Source organism: Akkermansia sp. RCC_12PD (assembly GCF_036417355.1).
GTDB lineage: Bacteria > Verrucomicrobiota > Verrucomicrobiia > Verrucomicrobiales > Akkermansiaceae > Akkermansia.
Genome location: NZ_CP143889.1, coordinates 1982853 through 2001954, shown reverse-complemented (window position 1 = coordinate 2001954; position 19102 = coordinate 1982853). Strand labels below are relative to the sequence as shown.

General features: G+C 58.0%; 17 protein-coding genes. 12 read left to right on the top strand and 5 right to left on the bottom strand.

Annotated features, from left to right (window positions below):
* Window positions 1-22 precede the first annotated feature (22 nt).
* Window positions 23-697, bottom strand: a complete 675-nt coding sequence (locus tag V3C20_RS08490; protein WP_130084424.1) for an N-acetylmuramoyl-L-alanine amidase — start codon at window positions 695-697, stop codon at window positions 23-25.
* A 252-nt stretch (window positions 698-949) separates the two neighbouring features.
* Between V3C20_RS08490 and V3C20_RS08485 the strand changes: the two genes are divergently transcribed.
* The 4 genes from V3C20_RS08485 (at window position 950) to V3C20_RS08470 (ending at window position 8281) form a co-directional block, all read left to right on the top strand.
* Window positions 950-2776: a phosphoenolpyruvate carboxykinase (GTP) gene (locus V3C20_RS08485; protein ID WP_130084425.1), complete on the top strand. Its 1827-nt coding sequence runs from the start codon at window positions 950-952 to the stop codon at window positions 2774-2776.
* Between the two features lie 712 nt (window positions 2777-3488).
* Window positions 3489-6896: a hypothetical protein gene (locus V3C20_RS08480; protein ID WP_149873368.1), complete on the top strand. Its 3408-nt coding sequence runs from the start codon at window positions 3489-3491 to the stop codon at window positions 6894-6896.
* 2 nt (window positions 6897-6898) lie between these two features.
* Window positions 6899-7969 carry a hypothetical protein gene (locus tag V3C20_RS08475; protein WP_130084427.1) on the top strand — a complete coding sequence of 357 codons (1071 nt, stop codon included), beginning with the start codon at window positions 6899-6901 and terminating at the stop codon, window positions 7967-7969.
* 81 nt (window positions 7970-8050) lie between these two features.
* Window positions 8051-8281: a hypothetical protein gene (locus V3C20_RS08470; protein ID WP_149873369.1), complete on the top strand. Its 231-nt coding sequence runs from the start codon at window positions 8051-8053 to the stop codon at window positions 8279-8281.
* A gap of 148 nt (window positions 8282-8429) precedes the next feature.
* On the opposite strand, the gene acpS is transcribed toward V3C20_RS08470, so the two are convergent.
* Genes acpS through purH form a run of 3 tightly spaced genes read right to left on the bottom strand, consistent with a single transcriptional unit; the run spans window position 8430 to window position 11193 of the window.
* Complete coding sequence (acpS, locus tag V3C20_RS08465) at window positions 8430-8831, bottom strand: holo-ACP synthase (protein ID WP_202975677.1); 402 nt, start codon at window positions 8829-8831, stop codon at window positions 8430-8432.
* Window positions 8832-8865: 34 nt separating this feature from the next.
* Window positions 8866-9606 (bottom strand): pyridoxine 5'-phosphate synthase, encoded by a 741-nt coding sequence (locus V3C20_RS08460; protein ID WP_130084428.1) that lies wholly within the window; start codon window positions 9604-9606, stop codon window positions 8866-8868.
* A 39-nt stretch (window positions 9607-9645) separates the two neighbouring features.
* Window positions 9646-11193, bottom strand: coding sequence for a bifunctional phosphoribosylaminoimidazolecarboxamide formyltransferase/IMP cyclohydrolase (gene purH, locus V3C20_RS08455; protein WP_192907215.1), 1548 nt, complete (start codon window positions 11191-11193; stop codon window positions 9646-9648).
* A 245-nt stretch (window positions 11194-11438) separates the two neighbouring features.
* Between purH and rplI the strand changes: the two genes are divergently transcribed.
* From rplI to V3C20_RS08435, 4 genes are all read left to right on the top strand, one after another.
* Window positions 11439-11894, top strand: coding sequence for a 50S ribosomal protein L9 (rplI, locus tag V3C20_RS08450; RefSeq protein WP_130084429.1), 456 nt, complete (start codon window positions 11439-11441; stop codon window positions 11892-11894).
* A gap of 175 nt (window positions 11895-12069) precedes the next feature.
* Window positions 12070-13062, top strand: coding sequence for a magnesium transporter CorA family protein (locus V3C20_RS08445; protein WP_067570101.1), 993 nt, complete (start codon window positions 12070-12072; stop codon window positions 13060-13062).
* Between the two features lie 53 nt (window positions 13063-13115).
* Window positions 13116-14009, top strand: coding sequence for an acetylglutamate kinase (argB, locus tag V3C20_RS08440; protein ID WP_130084430.1), 894 nt, complete (start codon window positions 13116-13118; stop codon window positions 14007-14009).
* Window positions 14010-14021: 12 nt separating this feature from the next.
* The gene (locus tag V3C20_RS08435; RefSeq protein ID WP_130084431.1) at window positions 14022-14366 is read left to right on the top strand and encodes a lipocalin family protein; all 345 of its coding nucleotides are present in this window, start codon (window positions 14022-14024) and stop codon (window positions 14364-14366) included.
* Between the two features lie 40 nt (window positions 14367-14406).
* Here V3C20_RS08435 and V3C20_RS08430 read toward each other — a convergent pair whose 3' ends face one another.
* A complete protein-coding gene (locus tag V3C20_RS08430; RefSeq protein ID WP_130084432.1) occupies window positions 14407-14691 on the bottom strand; it encodes a hypothetical protein in 285 nt (94 codons plus the stop codon).
* Between the two features lie 325 nt (window positions 14692-15016).
* Here V3C20_RS08430 and V3C20_RS08425 point away from each other — a divergent pair, with 325 nt between their 5' ends.
* From V3C20_RS08425 to V3C20_RS08410, 4 genes are all read left to right on the top strand, one after another.
* The gene (locus tag V3C20_RS08425; protein WP_130084433.1) at window positions 15017-16054 is read left to right on the top strand and encodes an energy-coupling factor ABC transporter permease; all 1038 of its coding nucleotides are present in this window, start codon (window positions 15017-15019) and stop codon (window positions 16052-16054) included.
* Window positions 16055-16061: 7 nt separating this feature from the next.
* A complete protein-coding gene (locus V3C20_RS08420; RefSeq protein WP_130084434.1) occupies window positions 16062-16874 on the top strand; it encodes an energy-coupling factor transporter transmembrane component T in 813 nt (270 codons plus the stop codon).
* Complete coding sequence (locus tag V3C20_RS08415; RefSeq protein WP_130084435.1) at window positions 16871-17617, top strand: ABC transporter ATP-binding protein; 747 nt, start codon at window positions 16871-16873, stop codon at window positions 17615-17617. Before V3C20_RS08420 ends, V3C20_RS08415 begins: the two co-directional genes overlap by 4 nt.
* A 243-nt stretch (window positions 17618-17860) precedes the next feature.
* Window positions 17861-19093 carry a hypothetical protein gene (locus V3C20_RS08410; protein WP_130084436.1) on the top strand — a complete coding sequence of 411 codons (1233 nt, stop codon included), beginning with the start codon at window positions 17861-17863 and terminating at the stop codon, window positions 19091-19093.
* The last annotated feature ends 9 nt before the right edge of the window (window positions 19094-19102 follow it).

Sequence of the window (19102 nt, the reverse complement as noted above, 5' to 3'; positions counted from 1 at the left end):
CTCATGCACCAGGCGGCCCGCATTAATGCGCCGCCGGAGCGGGCTTCGTTTCCAGGCAGCGCCTGTAATAATCCACGCGGGACACAAACCAGCTCCATTTATACCCGGGCCTGCCATTGGTCAGCAGGGGGGCGGGACAATTCTTGCCCGTCCAGTAATAATGGGGCACCACATTGCGGAGGGGAATATTGTACTGCTTCATCAGCACCGCCGTCAGCTTGGCGGAACGGTTCCAGGTCACGATGGGATTGTGGGACCGGACCTCCCCCATCTCAATGCCGATGGAATACATGTCACCCGGGCCGCCGCGGTCCGCGTGCCGCCCCGTTTCATTCAGGGGAATGTGCTGGATGGCGTGGTACTGGTCCACGGTAAAATGCCAGTTCAGGGAGCCCATTGCCCCCCTTTTCAGGGCACGGGAATGGGCGGCTGCGTCCCCGGTGGGATTGGCCGTGCTGTGGATGGTGATGAAGCGCGGCTTCATGGAACGGGCCGCGCGGCGCGCGCGCGAGCGCGGGGACATGAAATCCCGTTCAATGCGCACTTCCCCAGCCATCTGGGACATGGTGCGCGGCACGGGGGGAGCATTACTGATCCTGAAGCTGATGGCGGGAGGCCGGGAAGTATCCGAACACGCCGCAAACAGAGCGGGAAGCACCAGAAACGCCGCTTTTGCCATCAACTTTCTAACATTCATGATTCTTCCCTAGACTATCCGGTGCAAGCTGGCAAGCAGATTTCCAGTCAAAACAGGCTTTTTATCTTCCGCAGGACGCACAAACGCGAAAAAGGCGCCGGATGGAATCCCCGGTCTCCCACTCCCCCTTCCAAATGCAGACAACACATTCCCCTGCACCGGGTTTGCCTTCCTGGAGAAACAAAACCGTCGCGTAAAAAGCCGCACGGGAGACTTGCCAACAGCCATTTCCGTGCATACACTATTCTCACCATGAGTACCACTCACGAAGCAGCTAAGAAGTGGGTCGAAGAAATCGCCCAGCTTTGCCAACCCGACTCCATCTATTGGTGCAACGGCTCTCAGGAAGAAAATGATGAGCTTTGCAACATGATGGTAGAAAAGGGCACCTTTATCAAACTGAACCCCGAGAAGCGTCCCGGATGCTTCCTCGCCCGCTCCACTCCCTCGGACGTGGCCCGTGTGGAAGACCGCACGTTCATTTGCAGCGAAAAGGAAGAAGACGCCGGCCCGACCAACCACTGGGCGGACCCCGCTGAAATGAAGGCCAAGCTGAAGGGCCTTTTCCAGGGCTGCATGAAGGGCCGTACCATGTACGTCATCCCCTTCTGCATGGGTCCCCTGGACTCCCCGCTGGCCAAGATCGGCATTGAAATCACGGACTCCCCCTACGTCGTGGTCAACATGCGCATCATGACCAAGATGGGTGCGGAAGTTCTCAAGCGCCTGGAAGACGAAGTCAAGGGCGGCGGCAACCCGAAGCGCGACGGCTACGGAACCTTCGTTCCCTGCCTCCACACCGTGGGCGCTCCCCTCGCAGACGGCCAGATCGACGTGCCGTGGCCCTGCAATGAAGAAAAATACATCTGCCACTTCCCGGAAACGGAAGAAATCTGGTCCTTCGGCTCCGGTTACGGCGGCAATGCCCTGCTCGGCAAGAAGTGCCTGGCCCTGCGCATCGCCTCCGCCATCGCCCGCAAGAACAAGTGGATGGCTGAACACATGCTCCTCCTGGGCATTGAATCTCCGGACGGCACGAAGGCCTATGTGGGCGGCGCATTCCCGTCAGCCTGCGGCAAGACCAACCTGGCCATGCTCGTTCCCCCCGCCTCCTACCGTGAAGCCGGCTGGAAGACCTCCATCATCGGTGACGACATCGCCTGGATCTGGCCTCACGAAGACGGCACCTTCCACGCCATCAACCCGGAAAACGGCTACTTCGGCGTGGCTCCCGGCACGTCCTACAAGACGAACCCGATCGCCATGGACACCATCAAGGAAAACGTCATCTTCACCAACGTAGGCCTGACCGACGACGGCGACGTCTGGTGGGAAGGCATGGACGGCCCCGCTCCCGCCCACGCCATCGACTGGCAGGGCAATGACTGGACCCCGGACTGCGGCCGCAAGTGCGCTCACCCGAACGCACGCTTCACCGCTCCCGCCGCCCAGTGCCCGACGATCGACCCCGAATGGCAGAACCCGGAAGGCGTTTCCCTCTCCGCGATCCTGTTCGGCGGCCGCCGCGCCACCACCATGCCCCTCGTCTTCCAGTCCCGCGACTGGACGCACGGCGTATACGTCGGCGCTACGATGGGTTCCGAAATGACTGCCGCCGCCTTCGGCAACATCGGCCAGGTCCGCCGCGACCCGATGGCCATGCTTCCCTTCATCGGCTACAACGTGGGCGACTACTGGCAGCACTGGCTGGACATGGGCAAGACCGTTGCCAATCCTCCGCTGATCTTCAACGTGAACTGGTTCCGCAAGGACAAGGACGGCAACTTCATCTGGCCGGGCTTTGGCGACAACATGCGCGTCCTCGACTGGATCCTCCGCCGCGCCAAGGGCAAGGCGGAAGGCCAGAAGACCGTGCTGGGCGTCTCCCCGACCTATGCCGAACTGGACAAGACCGGTCTCGACTACAGCGAAGAACAGTTCAACGCCAACATGGCCCTCAACCCGAGCGAATGGCAGGCTGAACTGGAAAGCCAGACCGAACTGTTCGACAAGGTGGGCAAGAAGCTCCCGGCCGAACTGGAAGAACAGCGCCAAATCCTCATCAAGAGCTTCTCCTAAGCAGAGAAACTCTTGACTGAGCGTCAACTCAACAGCAGAGGCTGTCCCGTCTACGGGACAGCCTCTTTTTTATTCCCCTTCATCTTCTCAAAATGCACTTGGGGACCGCGGCAGGCACGCTCAGACGGCATGGTCAAAAATCTCTGCCAGTTATCGGCTTCCCATTAAAAGATGGCGGGTAGCCACGTCTTTCCATCTACAGGCGCGTGGCGAATGAAAGGCGTAAAGAGCTGCAATGAGATTCTATGAACAGAAAAAATAAAATCATTTTCCGCCTGAATATAATATTCAGCATTTTTTGGGTTTGCAGCTCTATGTGGACTTGAAACGTTATCTTTATTTAGGGTTTTTCTGAAAGAAAGAAATGGGGAAATAGGTATAGTAGGGAATAGGTTCAACCATGCGTTTCATGGGTTTTTATGGCCGCGGCACATGTTGAGGAGCCATTCCCGGTATGATGCCGCGCTCACTTATCAACCCCGGATTTATCTGGGACGGCTTGAGTAATGACGGATAACAATATAAATAGCCGGCGGCCTGCCCGCCAAAACGGAAATGTCCGGTATCTGAATACAACCTCCCGGAAAAAGAAAAAACCACGGTCAGCAGTTTAAGGCGCCTTTACGTCCTGAAAGAGCGCTGCCGGGCGCTCAAATGGAAAATTGCCCTGGAAGAAAGCCTGAATTAACTCAAAAAAGAAAGACACCAATTGATGAAACGGTTACCGCTATTGCTCTGCATCCTGCTGACGGGCCTTGTTACCCCCGTATTTGGCAAACTGGACGGCACTTACATGAATGAGGCCGGAATGACCCTGAAAACGCCCCATGCCGCATGGGATGAAAAAGGCGAGCTTCCCCATAAGAAAATACTTTTTATCATGCAGCAGACGGCCTCGCGCGAGATCATTGAGCTGGTCCAGCGCTTCCCGGGCTTTGAATATGAAGTGGTTCTCACAGCCAATGAACATAGCATCGGAGCGGATGATATTTACAGCAATCCGATTGCGGGGCTGAACACTGCCGACAAACGCCAGGAACTGGCCGCCAAACTGGCAAAGGATTATGATCTGGTGGTCGTGGCAAACGTCGATTTTGCGATCCTGCCGGATGAGCAGAAATTCCGCCTGATGTCGATGGTGCGGAACGGAACCGGCCTGGTCCGGATTCAATCCGGCGAACCCTGGTCCGAGCTTAAGAAACTGCCTTATAAAAAACCGTACGCCAAGCCGTTGCCCCGGCCGGAATGGGTTGCCGGAAGCAGCAGCCTTCCCGGAACCAGGCCTAAAAACTTTGAATCGCGTATTTTCAACGCCTGGCAGTTCGGCAATGGCCGGATCGTTGAAGTCGATTACGGCGCGGGCTACCGGCCAGGAGTGGGGCTGACACCGTATTTCAACTACACCACGGACTGGTTCTTCCTCTATGAAACGTCCCAGGCTTTTCTGGCCCAGGTGCTCTATTACGCCAGCGGAGTGGAACTGCCGGCATTCTCAGTACGGCAGGACAACGGCAAATTTGCCGTATCCTCTCCGGAAAAAACCGTTGCCGTGGGCCGTATCCGGCAGGCGGATAATTCCATCATCCGGAACAGCCTTGATTTCACGAACCTTCCGGCGGGAAGATATACCGCGGACGTATTGGTCCGCCGGAATGGCGCGCTGGTTAACTTCGGCGCCTTTCCCTTTACGGTGGAATCCGCTTTCGGGGCCGTATCAGTGGAAACGCCCAGGCTGGTGCAGGACCGCGGCCCCTTCTCCGTCACGTTGAAACTGGCTTCGCCCGCGCAGGACGGTTATTCTGCCAAAGTGGAGCTGATGGACGCACCCTACCGCAATGTATGGTTCAGCAAGACGTTTCCTTTGGAAGCCGGAAAAAAAGAGCTTTCATTCGGCCTTGAAAATTACCGGATGCCGACCATCGGCGGTTATCTGCGCTGCACCGTTTACGATGCCCGGGGCAACGCGGCCCATGCGGAAAACCCGGTAATTTTCCCGGATTATTCCTTGGAGGATTATCTCCAGCTTACCTGGGGGCAGGTTAGCTGCACCTTCAACCCGGCCTTCGGGGAACGGATCATCGACCGCCTCGGCTGGAACGTATCCCTGCAATTTTTCAGCAAGGGAGATATTGAAAACGCCCTGCGGAACGAAAAACTGTGCCCGTATATCTGCCGGATCGGAATGGAAGCCGGGCCGAACAATGAAACCAGGGTATTGCGCAAGCTGTGGTCCGAACAGAAAGAAAACATGGAGCAGTTGGGTACGTTGAACGGTGACGAATCATTCTATCATCCATTGGTCCGGAAACTTTGGAGCGACGATCTGCGACGCCAGGCAGAATACCTGAAAGACCTGAGCCCTGTGCTGTACAACCTGGGCGACGAGAATTTTTACACCTACGACGCCGGGTTCGGAGAATCAGATAAACAGCCGTTCGCCGATTTCCTGCGGTGGAAGTACCAGACCATGGAAAACCTGAACCTCGAATACGGCGCCTCCTACTCCGGCTTTGGGGAAGTGCCCCACCTCCGGCTGGACGCGGCCAAAAAAGAGGGAAATCTGGTCGCCTACAATGACCACCGGGAATATATTGAAAAAATGTATGTGGACATGCATCATTTCCTGGCGGCGGAAATCAAAAAGGTTCATCCCGGAGCCCGGGTAGGCGCGGAAGGCTCCCCTCCCGGCAACCTCGAAGAAATGATCAAGGGGCTGGACTTCTGGGGCCCTTACAGCGGCATGCAGGAGAACGAGGCGTTGCGCGCATTCGGCGGGGACCGGGTCCGGACCATCTGGTGGGGCGGGTACTGCTCGGAGCGTTCATCCTATCCGTACAAACTTTGGGAACACCTGCTGCAGGGAGCGATCAACGGCCATGCCTGGTTCCTGATCAACCCCGCCCTGGGAGAAACCAGCCATTCCGGGGATCTCTCCGAGGCGGAATACCTGCGCCAATACATGCCCTATCTTGATGACTTGAACTACGGCCTCGCACAGCTGCTGATCAAAACCCCGTTTCCGGATACCGGCATCCTGTTCTACTACAGCCACACCTCCAATTCCGCCGCCCAGGCGGACAGCCGCTGCGTCAAGCCGGACGCCAGCATGAATCCGCTGCTCCGGTATTGCTACCAGCGCGGACTGGGCTTCAATTTCGTCTCGCCCAATACTCTGGACCGCCTGAAAAACGCACGGCTCCTCTTCCTTTGCGGAGCCTCCTCCCTGAGCGACAAAGAGTGCGCGGCCATTCTGGATTTCGTCAAATCCGGCGGCACCGTACTGGCTGACGCCAATATCGCGCTCCTGAACGAAAACCTGAAAAAACGCCCCCGGAACCCCTTGAGCGAACTTTTCGGGAACCTGACGTTCGACCAGGCGAAAGAACTTGAAATCCAGCCTTATGAAAGCACAAGCGGCACCCTGGCCCTAGCGGGAGAAAAGGCCCATGCAGTCCACGGCAATCCGGGCCTGCAGCTCCGCAAGGCCGGCAAAGGAACCACCATCCTGCTGAATGCCTCGCTCTCCGTTCTGGAAAATAATTCCCTGCCCGGCTCCTCCCTGAACACGTTCCTTGACCAGGTGGTAAAAAACGCCGGCATCCGCCCTCCTGCCGTCATTCCCGATTTCAGCGGCACCTTGATGGTCCGTCCGCGGCAGGCCGGAGACTTCGAACTGCTGGGCGCCCTAGGCCAGGAAAAGGACCTCGGCAAATCATTCACCGCCAAATTGCCGAAAGAAAAATACATCTATGAATGCCGCAAGGGACTGGTGGGGAAATCAGACAAGCTTGTCTTTAAATTCTCCAATGCGCCGTTCCGCTGCTTTGCCCTGTTTGACCGGGAGCAGCAGCCGCCCGCCGTAACCGCTCCGTCCCAGGTGGCAAAAGGCTCCCGGGCCCTGCTTAAGATTTCCGGACCGGCCAATCCCCGGGAGCGCGCGTACCGGATTACGGTAACGGCCCCGGACGGCAAGGAAATTCTGCACCGCAGCAAAACCATCTACGGCAAGACGGAATACCCGCTGGATTTCGCCTTCAACGATCAGCCCGGCGTATACCGTATCTCCATTGAAGACGCAACCACAGGCTTGAATACCCAACACGAAATAGAGGTAAAATAATCATGCAGAAACTCGCCCTGACCGTACTGGCCGGATTGTGCACCACACTGCTGTACGCCGCCCCCTCCATTGAAAAGAAAGAAGAGAAGCTTGAGCGCAAGGGAACTCCCGTCCTCGTGACCCGCCATACCGTCAACCTTGGCAACGGAAAAATCAATTACCACACCGTTACCAATCCCAATGACAACAAGCCCATTCAGCAGGAATGGGGGGATTTCAGATTCGGCATCGAGTACTGGAGAAATCCCAATACTCCCGGAAGCTGGAGCCCCGTTAATTTCCTTGCCGTGATCGGCAAGGACGGAAAAACCCTGCTGGACCGGAAAGTCGCGGAAAAAATTGTCACTGTTCAAAACGGCAATATGGAAATGGCTGTCTTCACGTTCCGTCCGGAAAACAGTGTTCTGGACGTCAGGATAGCGCAGTTCAAGGACCGCCCGGACTGGCTGTTCGTCAAGGTTGCTTATCCCGGACAACTGTATGAAGTATGGGCGTCGCCGGTTCACGGTTACGGGAAGCCGGAACTGGAGTCGCAATACGCCCTGAAAGAAGGAGCCGGGGAAAAACCATGCGGAAAGCCGGACTGGATTCTGACGAAAACAACCGGGGGAAACGGGGTAATGAACTTCAACCGCTATGCTTACAAGGAGTTCGGCACCTTCATCGTTTTTGAGAAAGAATCCCTCCGCCAGCTCCGGATTCATGGAGATGACATCAAATTTGAGCTGAAGCCGGAGTCGGACAGCTTCAGTTTTGCCATAAGCTATTTCAAAGACCGGAACCCGGAGGAGGTCCGCCCGGAATTCTTCAACGTGACGGTTCCGGAAGTGGAAAGCTTCCTGAAGTCCATCAATTGGAACCCGGTCCCCGACCGGAAGACATTTTCAGAGCTTGCGGATGAAACCCGGAAAAATATCTCCATCCTGAAAGGGGATAGCGGCCATGCGGAGGACTATGAAAAGAGAGTGAACGAGCTGGAAACCGATTTTGCCGAAGCGCCGAGTTTTGAAACTCTGGCCGCCCTCCGCAAACTGAATACGGAGATCATCAAAAAGAATCTTGAAAACCTGTAAAAACACAGCGTTCATCCCGGTGAAGGATATCAACATGAAAATTGTCCTGCAGTAACCGGAATGCAAAATTCAAGGTGTTACATGGCTGGCAAGGAAATTGGTCATGAATTCATTCGGCCTTCTCGGCAGATGTTCATCAGTGCCGTGGCAAGATATCCGGCAGAATTTCTTGAGGAGAGGAGCGGGATTTTTTTTTACCGGACAGGAAGAGAATACGGTCTATCTATATTCGGTTTAAGGAATATGGGGAAAGCAAGGGAGAACGGCTATATGCTCCGGTTGAAAGCCAGGGCCGCGGATCAATGCTATTGAAAGGCCGGCCTGTTGGACGCCGGAGGCGCTTTTCCTACCGGCTGATTCCATGATAGAGGGAGAAACAGGGCCGGCTATGTTCCAGGCGGCTTTGTGCCAGGTAAAATGATCCCAGATGCGGCAAAGGCTTGCGGCGCTCCTGTCCGCGTCAGGAAAATTCCGGGGCTTCGCCCAGGGCGATGACAGTGGCGGCGGCGCTCAGGCGGGAATGGGTCATGGTCAGAAGCCAGCCTGTAATGCTCTGCTCCCGCGCCGTCACTCCGGCAGAGCCGTGCAGGAGAATGGACGGAGCTCCCGCATCATTGCGCACCACTTCCACATCCGTGAAGGCGCATTTTTCCCCGATTCCCGTTCCCAGGGCCTTCGCCACGGCTTCCTTGGCCGCAAAACGGGCGGCGAGCCGCGGTACGGGGTCCGCGTGCTTCCGGCAGTAGGCCCATTCATCCTGCGTGCAGATGCGCAGGGCAAACGTCTCTCCGTTCTTCTGCAGGGCCTGGCGCACGCGGTCCAGGTCCGCCAGGTCCATTCCCAGTCCCACGATGCGGTTCATTTCCTTTAAAAACGGGAGGGATGAAGAAAAAGGCTCAGCTCAGGCGGTCGATCGCCTGGCGCATTTCTCGCACGGCCTGTTCCAGCCCCACAAACAAGGCGCGGGAAACAATCGTATGGCCGATGTTCAGCTCATGCAGGTGAGGCACGCCGTTCATCAGTTGCTCCAGATTCTGGTAATTGATGCCGTGCCCGGCGTTCACTTGGATGCCCAGGGAATGCGCCAATTCCGCGGCGCGTTTCAAACGGGCCAGTTCCGCGGTGCGCTTTTTTCCGTCGTTGTTGGCAAAACACCCGGTGTGCAGCTCAATCATGGGCGCGCCGAGGCGCGCGGCGGCTTCCACCTGGGGCAGGTCCGGATCAATGAACAGGCTCACCTGAATGTCGTTGTCCGCCATTCTGGCCAGGGTAGAAGAAAGCTCCTTTTCATGGAATACGGCGTCCAGGCCGCCTTCCGTCGTGATTTCCTCCCGCTTTTCCGGAACCATGCAAATATAGTCCGGTTTCAGCCGGAGGGCAAAATCCACCATTTCCGGCGTATTCCCCATCTCCAGATTCAGGGGAAGGGCCACGCTCTCCCGCACTCGCATAGCGTCTGTGTCCTGCATGTGGCGGCGGTCGCCGCGGACGTGGATGGTGATGGAATCGGCTCCGCCCCTCTGCGCCGCATAAGCGGCGTCCAAAACGCTGGGCTCCACGTTGAAGGAATCAAGCATGGTCGCATAGCGGGCCTGCCTCAGCGTGGCGATGTGGTCTATATTTACACCTAGCAACATATGCGTCTTAAGACAAGGGAACGGAGCCGATCATTCAAATTAATGGAGGAAATGGCGGTGTCCGGTAAACACCATCGCGATTCCTGCGGCATCCGCGGCGGCGATCACTTCCTCGTCCCGGATGGAACCGCCGGGCTGAATGCAGGCGGTGGCTCCGGCGTCAATGGCCACCTGGAGGCCGTCGGCAAACGGGAACATGGCGTCGGACGCCACAATGCTGCCCTTCAGGTCCAGGCCGGCCTGCCCCGCCTTCCATACGGCGATGCGGGCGGAATCCACGCGGCTCATCTGTCCCGCGCCGATTCCCAGCGTGCGGTCCGTGCCGCCGAAGACGATGGCGTTGGAATGCACCTGCTTGACGACGCGCCAGTTGAAGCGCATGGCCGTCAGTTCCTCTTCCGTCGGCGGACGCTTGGTTACCACCTTGGCTTCCAGGTTGTCCAGCCCCATCACGTCCGTATCCCGCTTCATGGTCATGAAGCCGCCGGGAGCGGAGCGGATGATGGGTTCCTGGCGGGACTTCATCCAGGCTTCCGTATTCATGCGGATAATGCGGCAGTTTTTCTTCTTCTGCAGAATGGCGCGGGCTTCCGCGTCGTATTCCGGAGCAATGATCACGTCCGTGAAAATGGCGCTCAGCACGCGGGCCAGCCCTTCCGTCATCGGACGGTTGATCACGATCACGCCGCCGAAGGGGGCCTGGGTGTCCGTCTCAAAAGCCTTCTGCCAGGCGTTGCGCAGGTCTTCATCGTCCTGGCCCACGCCGCAGGGGTTCGTGTGCTTCAGAATGCCCACGGTCGGGCGGCGGAACTGGGTGATCAGCTCCGCAGCGCCTTCGATGTCCAACACGTTCGTGTAGGAAAGCTCCTTGCCCTGGAGCTGGTGGAAAATATCCCCGAAATTGCCGTACAGGCTGGCTTCCTGGTGGGGGTTGTCGCCGTAGCGCAGTTCCTGGTACAGGGGAGCGCAGATACAGAAGCTGCCCTTGGTGCTTTCCGCGCTCTGGTGGCCCAGGTAATTGGTGATGGCGTTGTCGTAATTGGACGTGCGCATGAACACCTTTACCGCCAGGTTCTCGCGGGTCTTGAGAGTGGTGTCTCCCTTGTGGGTCTGCATTTCATCCAGAATGCGGGGATAATCCACGGGATCGGAAACCACCGTGACGGACGCGTAATTCTTGGCGGCGGAACGGAGCATGGACGGGCCGCCGATGTCGATCTTTTCAATGGCTTCCTCCAGTGTCACGTCCGGCCTGGCTACCGTTTCTTCAAAGGGGTACAGGTTCACGCAGACCAAGTCGATGGGCTTGATGCCGTTTTCCTTCGCCTGGCGGACGTGCTCCTCATTGTCGCGGCGGTGCAGCAGGCCGCCGTGCACCATCGGGTGCAGGGTCTTGAGACGGCCTTCAAACAATTCCGGTTCCCCGGTGTAATCGGAAATTTCAATCACCGGAAGCCCCAGGCTCTTGAGGAAAGCGGCGGTGCCGCCGGTGGAAATCAACTCTACTCCAAACTCGTGCAGGCCCTTGGCAAACTCCTCAAGGCCGGTTTTGTCGGAAACGGATATCAATGCGCGCTGAATAGCCATAAGATCAAATATCTGTAAATGAAACCGCTGCGGACTCTCCCCGACGGGAGCGGACGCGACAGGTGCGGTTCCTTTCCCTACATACTAGCGCTCCGTGAAGCAAGCGCAATGTCACGCATCATGACACCCTTCTGCATTTTTCATCCGGAAACGGAAAAAAAACTCCCTTTTTATCGCTCTTGTCTTGACATTGGGCCGAATACTTACTAATTCAACCGCTCACAAATAACCATTTCTTTTTAGCCATGGCAACGATGGAAGTAATTCTCGCAACAAAAATTGAAGGACTCGGCGCGGAAGCCGACCTGGTGACCGTTAAGGCTGGCTATGGCCGCAACTATCTCATCCCTCAGGGTCTTGCCCACGAAGCAACGGCTTCCAACCGCCGTTTCATCGCCAATCTTCAAGCCGCCCGCGCCAAGCGCGAAGCGGAAGAGCTCAGCGCCGCCCAGGAAGTGGCCGCTAAGATCAACGGATTGACCGTGGACCTCGTCCTCGAAGTGGGCCAGGGCGGCAAGGCGTTCGGCGCCATCACCAACCAGAACATTCACGAAGCCCTTACCGCTCAGGGCGTGGAAGTGGACCGCCGCGCGATCGAACTTGAAAAGCCGATCAAGAGCGAAGGCGAGCACGCCGTCGTGATCAAGGTTCATCCCCAGGTGGAAGCCAGCCTCAAGGTGGTCGTCAAGGAAAACGCCTAAGCGGCGACATCTTCTTTCCTTTTTCCGGAAGGCCCGGTTCCCCGCTTGGGAACCGGGCCTTTTTGTCACTGATTTTACTTTCCTTCCCCGTAAAAACAGGGCATCATGCAGCCCGTTGGGTGTCACTCGACATCATGCGCGGAACCGTTTCACCACCCCTACCGACATCAACGGCATGATTCGACTTTATCGTCAAACCCCGGAAGGCATTGAGCGCACCACCCAAGTGGATGCGGAAGCACAGTACTTTGACAGCATCTTCTGGATTGATCTTCTCACGCCGGAACCCGGGGAAATCAAATTCGTGGAACGCCTCTGCGGCCTGGAGATGCCCACTTACGATGAAATGCGGGAAATTGAGGCCACCAGCCGCCTGTACACGGAAGACGGCGCCCGTTTCATGACCACCACGGTTCTCAGCAGGGTGGATACGGAATCCCCTTCCCTTTCGGAAATCACCTTCGTCCTCATGGGGGCCAAGATCATCACCATCCGCCATTCCGACTCCTACTCCTTCCGGGTCTTCTCCCACCAGCTCCTGCGCCAGAAGCAGATCAGCCGCGACCAGGTCTTCACCGGACTGCTGGAAACCATCGTGGACCGCCAGGCGGACGTACTGGAACGCTTCGGCGCGGAACTGGACCGTCTCTCCAAAAACATCTTCCGCAGGGACGAACCGGAAATCAAATCCAACAAAAGGGCCCCCGTTTCCAGCGCTCTGCGCCTCATCCTCCAGGACCTCGGCAGGGTGGGCGACCTCCTGACACGCCAGCGCGACTGCCTGGTCAACCTTCTGCGCCTGCTCACCTACGCCAGCAATGAAGAGGCCCTGGACGACACCAACTCCACCCTGTACATCAAGCTCCGCCCCCTGAGCCGCGACGTCACCTCCCTTTCCGAATACGCCAATTTCCTGTCCAGCAACGTCAACTTCATGCTGGACGCCGTTCTGGGCCTCATCAACATTGAGCAGAACGAAATCGTAAAAATCTTCACCGTGGCGGCCGTGGTCTTCATGCCCCCCACGCTGATCGCCAGCATTTACGGGATGAACTTCTCCAACATGCCCGGCCTGGAATACGAATACGGCTACTACATCTCCCTGGCGGTCATGCTCGTTTCCATCATTCTCCCCCTGATCTACTTCAGGAGCAGGCGCCTGCTTTGAATCGGCCCCTTCCCCCTTTCCGCATCAATCATCTCTACCGTTGCATTACTGATATGGACTCCAAAATCACCCGCCTGATTGAACAGGCATCCGTCATCGTCGGCGCGCTTCCCTACCTCCAGGCCTACCGGGACAAAACCTTCCTGATCAAATTCGGAGGCAGCGCCATGGACGACCCCCGCCTGGTCAAAAAGCTCATGAGGGACATCGTGCTGCTGGAGGCGCTGGGCTTCAACCCCGTCATCGTTCACGGAGGCGGAAAGGCCATTTCCAAGGCCATGATGGAAGCCGGTCTGGAAGCCCACTTCATCAACGGCCTGCGCGTGACGACCCCGGAAGCCATATCCATTGTGGAACGCACCCTTTCCGGCACCATCAACCCCGGCCTGGTCCAAATGTTCCGCGACTTCGGCGGAAAAGGGGTGGGCATTCCCGGAACGGAAATCTTCGTCGGAGAGCGCATTCAGGAAAAGGATGAACAGGGCAATCCCGTGGACATCGGGGAAGTAGGCAACGTCATCGGCTGCCTTACGGAACGCGTCACGGAAGCTCTGGAACTGCAAATCACTCCCATCGTCTCCCCGCTAGCCAAGGAACTGGGCACCCACAAGCCGCTCAACGTGAACGCGGACCTGGCCGCCGCCGCTCTTGCCAGGGAACTCAAGCCGGTCAAGCTCATCTACATTTCAGACGTCCCCGGCATCATGAAGGACCCTTCCGATCCTTCCACCCTCATCAAATCCGTCACACGGACCGAAGCCCTTGAACTCATCGAAAACGGCACCGTTTCCGGAGGCATGATCCCGAAAATCAACTCCGCCATCGACGCCCTCAACGCGGGCGTGCGGAAAGTCCACTTCATTGATGGGCGCCTGCCCCACACCCTGCTGCTGGAAATCTTCACTCCGGACGGCATCGGCACGGAAGTTATCCGGGAACAGCGTTAAAAACACCATTCCATGAACAAGCTTCTCTGCACTGCAGCAGTGCTCCTTCTGGCTTCCTGCGCTTCTCGCCAGGCTGAAATCACGGGGTGCTGGGTTCAGCCCGTTCCCGGCCAGCCCGGCGCCATGCAGGGCATCCGCCTCCTGCCCGGCGGCGGGGCGGAATCCGTCAACATGAATACGCTGGTTTACACGGAATGGAGCCGGAACGGCAACGTCCTCACTCTCCGGGGGAAAAGCATCGGCAATAAAAACAGCTCAGTTTTCACCACCCAGGCCGTCATCACCAGCCTGACTGATGGAAAGCTGGAACTGGAGGCAGGCGGCCAAAAAGACGCCTACACCCGCGTCAAGCCCTAGGTCCTATACGAAAACAGCCCTTCCGGGCGTTGCGGAACAGCTACTCGTCCTCCAGCAGGGACTTGTTGGCAGCCTTCGCCAGCTCGCAATTCGGGCACTTGTTGATTAGGCGGTCGACCAGAGCCTCAATCCGGGCGTCCTTCGCCATCAGCTGCTCGTCTTTCTTCTTGAGCAGATTCAGCGTATAATTCACCGCTATCGTCAAAATTCCCAGGCCGCCAATGGCTCCGGCGGACGAAACGGCGGTGTCCGCGGAAACGTTGGCAAGGATGGTTGTACAGCCGCCTATTGAAAACAGGTACTTTGCTAAGGAAAAATTCATCATGCCTCCATCTAACAAACAGAAGAAAGCAGTGCATCAAATCCAACCCGTTTACTTCCAGTAGGCTTTCCCTTGAAAATCTTTCCCGGATTAAAGAAAATCTCCGGACGCAGATACCATGCAATATGCGGAAAGGCACTCATCTCTCCGCACGGAATCATCAACTACGGCAGGAATTCCCGGCTCCTCCACACATCTGCGGAAGACAACCTCTCCCATGTTGCCGCACTTCCTTCTTCGGCTTTCCGGCATTTATGCTAAAGTAACGCCAATCTGCCCAATCCGGGCCATTTCACCAACATTTCACCCATAGAAAGACACAGAAACCATGCATATGGCGGACGGCTTCGTTTCACCGGCAGTAGGCTGCACCATGTGGGCGGCCACGGCGGCAATCACCGTACTCTGCGCGCGCAAGATCAAGCAGGAAAAGGAGGCCCGGCTCGTCCCGCTCATGGGCGTGCTGGGAGCTTTCATCTTTGCCTGCCAGATGCTGAACTTCACCATTCCGGGCACTGGGTCCAGCGGGCACCTGGGCGGCGGCCTCATTCTGGCCATCCTGCTCGGCCCCTATGCAGGCTTTCTGGTCATGGCGGCCATCCTGGCCGTCCAGGCCCTCTTCTTCGCGGACGGCGGCCTGCTGGCGCTGGGCTGCAACATCTTCAACCTGGGCTTCTTCTCCTGCCTGGTGGCCTACCCCTTCATTTACAAGCCGCTGGCGGGCGGCAGCCCCGGCACGGGCCGCATCACGCTGGCAAGCATCACGGCCGCCGTCATCGGGCTCCAGCTGGGGGCCTTCTCCGTCGTTCTGGAAACTACGGCTTCCGGCATTTCCGCCCTGCCCTTCGCCCAGTTCGTGGAACTGATGCTGCCCATCCACCTGGCCATCGGCGTTGTGGAAGGTCTTGCCACGGCCGCCGTGGTCATCTTCATCAGCAAGGCGCAGCCTTCCCTGCTGCGTCCTGCGGAACCGGAACATGGAACCCCAAAAAGGGCATCCTTCACCGTCTTGGGCATCTTTGCGGTGGCCGCCCTTCTCTGCGGCGCGGCTCTCTCCTGGTTCGCCTCCGCCTACCCGGACGGCCTGGAATGGTCCGTGGCCGGAGTCACGGGCTCCGAGGAAACGAGCCTGGCGGCCCCCTCCGCCATCCACCGCAATCTGGAATCCGTACAGACGGCCACAGCCATCATGCCGGACTACGCCCTGCCCGCCGCGGAAGAAACGGTCCCGGACACGGAACCCGCCTCCCTGGTCAATCCTGAAACGAGCCTGGCCGGCATCCTGGGCAGCGCCATCATCGCGGCGCTGATCTTCCTGGCCGGATTCCTCTTCGGCAGAAAACCGCACGAAGACCGCCCCCGCTGATTCCTCCATGCCCCTCTTCACGGACGCCGCGCGGCAATTCCGCCAAATGGACCGGTTTTCCTGCGGAAACACCGGATTCCACCGTCTGGACGCCCGCATCAAGATAGGGGCCTTCATCGTCTTTCAAATCTGCGTCCTCTCCTGGCCGCCGCAGGAAATCACGGGGCAGCTCCCCTTCTTCCTGTTCCCCGTGTGCGTCATCCGCATGGCGGGGCTCCCCCTCGGCTACCTGCTGAAACGGACCCTGTGGCTCCTGCCCGTCGCCGTCATGATCGGGATATTCAATCCCCTGGTGGACAGGACGCCCGCGGGGGAATGGTTCGGCATTCCCGTCACGCGGGGCATGATCTCCTTCATCTCCATCATCCTGCGGTGCATGCTGACCATTCTGGCAGCCTTCACCCTGCTGGCCTCCACCGGCTTCGCCCCGCTGTGCCGCGGCCTCCGGCAGCTCGGCGTGCCGCGCATCCTGATCACCCTGCTGGCCTTCCTGTACAGGTATGCCTTCATTCTGGTGGACGAATTCCAGAACACGCTCCTGGCCTTCCGTTCCCGGCGCGGTTCCTCCGGCGCCGTCCCGCTGTCCATATGGGGGGCCATGACGGGACAGCTCCTGCTGCGCGCGTTCGGCCGGGCGGAACGCATTTACCAGGCCGTCCAGTGCAGGGGCGGGGAAGATCCCGAATTCTCTTCCGTTCCCGGCGCCATCACGGCGCGGGGAGTAATGGGCGGCCTCCTTTTCTGCCTCTTCGCCATCCTTTTCCGCTGCGTCAACGTCACCATGCTGGCGGGCCAATTCACCCGCAATCTCATCTCATGAGCCACCATCTTGTAGAAACCATCGACCTGTGCTTCAGCTATCCGGACTCTCCCCCGGCCCTGAACGGCGTCACCATGCGCATCACGCACGGAGAATCCGTCGCCCTCGTCGGAGGAAACGGGGCGGGAAAATCCACCTTGCTGCTCCACCTCAACGGCCTGCTGACGCCCTCTTCGGGACAGGTGCGCGTGGGAGACATCCCCGTGACGCCTAAAACGGCTGCCCGCGTCCGGGAAAGCGTAGGTATGGTATTCCAGCAGGCGGACGACCAGCTCTTCATGCCCACGGTCCGGGAAGACGTGGCGTTCGGCCCTCTGAACATGGGACTCCCTCAGGAAGAAATAGACCGCCGCGTGGCCCAGGCCCTGCAGGATGTGAATGCCGCCGCCCTGGCGGACAAAATGACGCACCACCTTTCCGGGGGGGAAAAACGCGCCGTCTCCATCGCCACCGTCCTTTCCATGAGTCCAGACATCCTCGTCCTGGACGAGCCCAGCGCCAATCTGGACCCGGCCTCCCGCCGCACGCTCATCAACCTGCTGCGCCGGTTCTCCCACACCAAAATCATCGCCACCCACGATCTGGACATGGTCATGGACCTGTGCACCCGCTGCATCGTTATGAAAGACGGCTCCATCCTGGCGGACGCTCCTGTGCCGGACATCTTTGCGGACTGTGCCCTGCTGGAGGAAGCCCGCCTGGAACAACCCCTAAGCTACTGTCTGAGGCACTACGGCAGGTAAAAGGAAAATATCCCCACACTGTGTTCCGGGCTGCCGCCATTCCCGTCCCGTCCGGAAAATTTACCCTGCAAATTCGGAATCCGGGGTCAATGTTCAATTTTGAACACGAAGCTATTAGGATTAGAGATGCGCTTCCGGTTGATGAGCGGCTTTTGTGTGGAATACGTATATTATGTTTATAGTGAGATGATTGTAACTATTTGTGATTAAAACGGATTCCGAATCCGTACAATGTAGGCCGACATGCCTTCAGCCTTGGATATTCCAAAAACCGGACACCTGCAATCCAATGGTTTGCACCGCCTGACCTGCACCTTTCAAACGGATGATGATCGTCGCGAAGTCTGGGCGGAACTGGAAGAACAAGCCTGCCGGGCCTGGATAGACTCGCCCGCCAGGGGAGATGCGTGGACGCGCCTGCTCATCTTTGAGATGATGCGCATCGGCGGCGAATTCAAAATCAACGCTCCGGTGAGCCTCACCCTGCTCCGGAATCTGGAAAACTTCACGGAGGCATTCATCAAATGGTACCCAGACAAGCTCCATCCCGTCACGCTGTCTCCCGAACAGATCATTGACGATACCCAGGACCCGGTGGACGACTCCGCCCTCGTCTGCTTCTCGGGAGGGCTGGATGCGGCCTTCTCCGCCTACAGGCACACCTCCGGCCAGGCGGGAAGAAATACGCTGAACATCAAGGCGGGTTTCCTGGGAGCGGGTCTGGACGTCCCCCTCGCGAAAGAACAGCTCCTGCTGGATGTGGAGGAAAATGCCCGCCTCATGTTAAAGGACCTCGGCATTGACAAGCTGTACGTCATCCGCTGCAATTACCAAAACGTCTTTCATGAACATGCCGCCTTATGGGGGGAACTGAGCCATCTTGCCGTTCTTGCCGGACTGGCTTCCTTCCTGGCCCCTTCCGGCTACAGAAACCTCATCGCGGGAAGCTCGGCGCCCTACGACACATTGACCATTCCCTGGGGCAGCCAGCCCATCACGGACCACCTTCTTTCCCAGCGGCAATTCCGGGTTTACCCTGACGGCCACGGCTTTTCCCGCACGGAAAAGGCGGAAAAACTTAAAAACTGGCCCTTCGGCGTATCCCGCCTCCGGGTATGCTGGGAGAATCCGCAGCCGGGCGGGAAAAATTGCGGACAGTGTGAAAAATGCAAACGCACCATCTTGAACTTCAAGGCCTGCGGAGCGGAACACCTGCTGGAAGGCTGCATGCCGTCCGTGGAACTATCCTCCAGGGACATCCGCTCCATTGACCTGGCCACGCTCTCCCTGCGCCATACCTACCAGACTCTTCTTCAATTCTGCCGGCAGCGCCATCTGTCGGAACCCTGGGTAAAGGACGTGGAATTCCTGCTTAACTACAAAAAACCGGCTCTCTGGCACCTGTGCCGGAAGAGAAGGATAACACGGAAACTCTACCGCATCTTCTTCGGACGGCAGAACTGGAAGCTGAACTAAGCGCACCCG